At 69.2% G+C, this 1,513-nt stretch carries 1 protein-coding gene; it reads left to right on the top strand.

Translation table 11 applies throughout. The features are described 5' to 3' along the window. The first annotated feature begins 147 nt into the window (after positions 1 to 147). On the top strand, positions 148 to 1,491 hold the full coding sequence (locus tag IEY61_RS30815; RefSeq protein WP_229706655.1) for an IS701 family transposase: 1,344 nt from the start codon (positions 148 to 150) through the stop codon (positions 1,489 to 1,491). Positions 1,492 to 1,513: the final 22 nt, after the last annotated feature.

Raw genomic sequence — 1,513 nt, 5'->3', positions numbered from 1 at the left:
CTAGTACGGCAGCCGCCATTGGCGGTCTGACCTGCCGGGATGTGGTGGGGGCGTGCAACGTGGACGCAGCCGCCTGTTGATCATGTGTTTGTGAGGACAACAAAATCGAAGGCGGCTGCTGCTGCCAGGGTAGCGGCCAGTCGCGCGGTGCGGGCACGGGCTGAGCTGTTGGAGCGGCTGCGGTCGTGTTTCGTACGGACGCAGACGTGGCAGCACGCGGGCAGGTACGTATCGGCGCTGGTCAGTCAGGTGCCGAAACGGAACGGGTGGACGATTGCCGAGCAGGTCGGGGACGCCACGCCGGATCGTACGCAGCGGTTGTTGAACCGGGCGGTGTGGGACACCCTGGCCGCGATGAGTCAGGTGCGGCGGTTCGCCGCCGCTGGTCTGGACGCGGCGGCCGGCCGTCGGCGGCGGCGTGGCCTGGTGGTCGGCGCGTTGGACGAGACGGGCCAGCCGAAGCAGGGCGTCGCGACGTGTGGGGTGAAACGGCAGTACATGGGGTGCGCGGGTCGGGTCGCGAACGGCATCAACACGGTGCACCTGTCCTACGTGCGGGAGAAGACGGGGCACGCATTGGTCGGGGCGCGTCAGTGGATTCCGGCCGAGCACATCACCGACCCGCAGGCCGCGGCCGGTATGGGACTGCCGCCGGGGCTGGAGTTCCGCACCAAGGGCCAGTTGGCCATCGACATCTGCGCTGACGCGTTCGCCGATGGTCTGGTGTTCGACGTCGCCTGCGGCGACGAGGTGTACGGCAACTGCACCCAGTTGCGGGAGTTCTTCGAGCAGCACGGGCAGGCGTACGTGCTCCGAGTCGCGTCCACTTTCATGATCAACCTGCCCTCGGAGACGAAGCTGACCTGCGCGCAGGCCGTCACGCTGCTGGCCGCCGACACCCGCCGATGGGAAGTCCGCTCGGCCGGCACCGGCTCCAAAGGGCAACGCTGGTACGCCTGGGCGTGGATCGCCACCGCGTCGCCCCGCCATCACCTGCTGGTCCGCCGTCACCTGCGCACCGGCGAGCTGGCCTTTCACTACTGCCATGTGCCGCAGGGGCAGCCCCTGACCAAGACCAGGCTGATCCGCGCCGCCGGACTACGCTGGCCGGTCGAGGAAGACTTCGAGTTCGGCAAGGACCACTTCGGCCTGGACCAGTGCCAGGCCCGCCTCTACACCGCGATCGCCCGCCACACCGTGCTGGTCATGGCCGCCCTCGCCGTCTGCGCGGTCACCGCCGCCCACCTCGCCGACCGCACCGACACCCAAGCCCCGCCACCGAGCACACCAGACCAGCCGCCACCACCCGAGCCCGGAATGATCCCCCTGACCGTCCCCGAGATCAAACGCCTACTCGCCAACGCCCTCCACCATCCGAGACCGCCCGGCCACGACACGCACTGGCTCAACTGGCGACGCCGCCACCAGGCCCGCGCCCGCTGGTTCCACCAACGCACACGGCTGAACCGCGACTACGCCCTGGTCAGCTAGCAATTGGCGGCTGCCGTACTAG

Origin of the sequence: Micromonospora sonchi (assembly GCF_014646235.1) — a bacterium.
GTDB lineage: Bacteria > Actinomycetota > Actinomycetes > Mycobacteriales > Micromonosporaceae > Micromonospora > Micromonospora sonchi.
The sequence above is the reverse complement of the archived record's forward strand: the minus strand, read 5'-3'. Positions and strand labels throughout refer to the sequence as shown.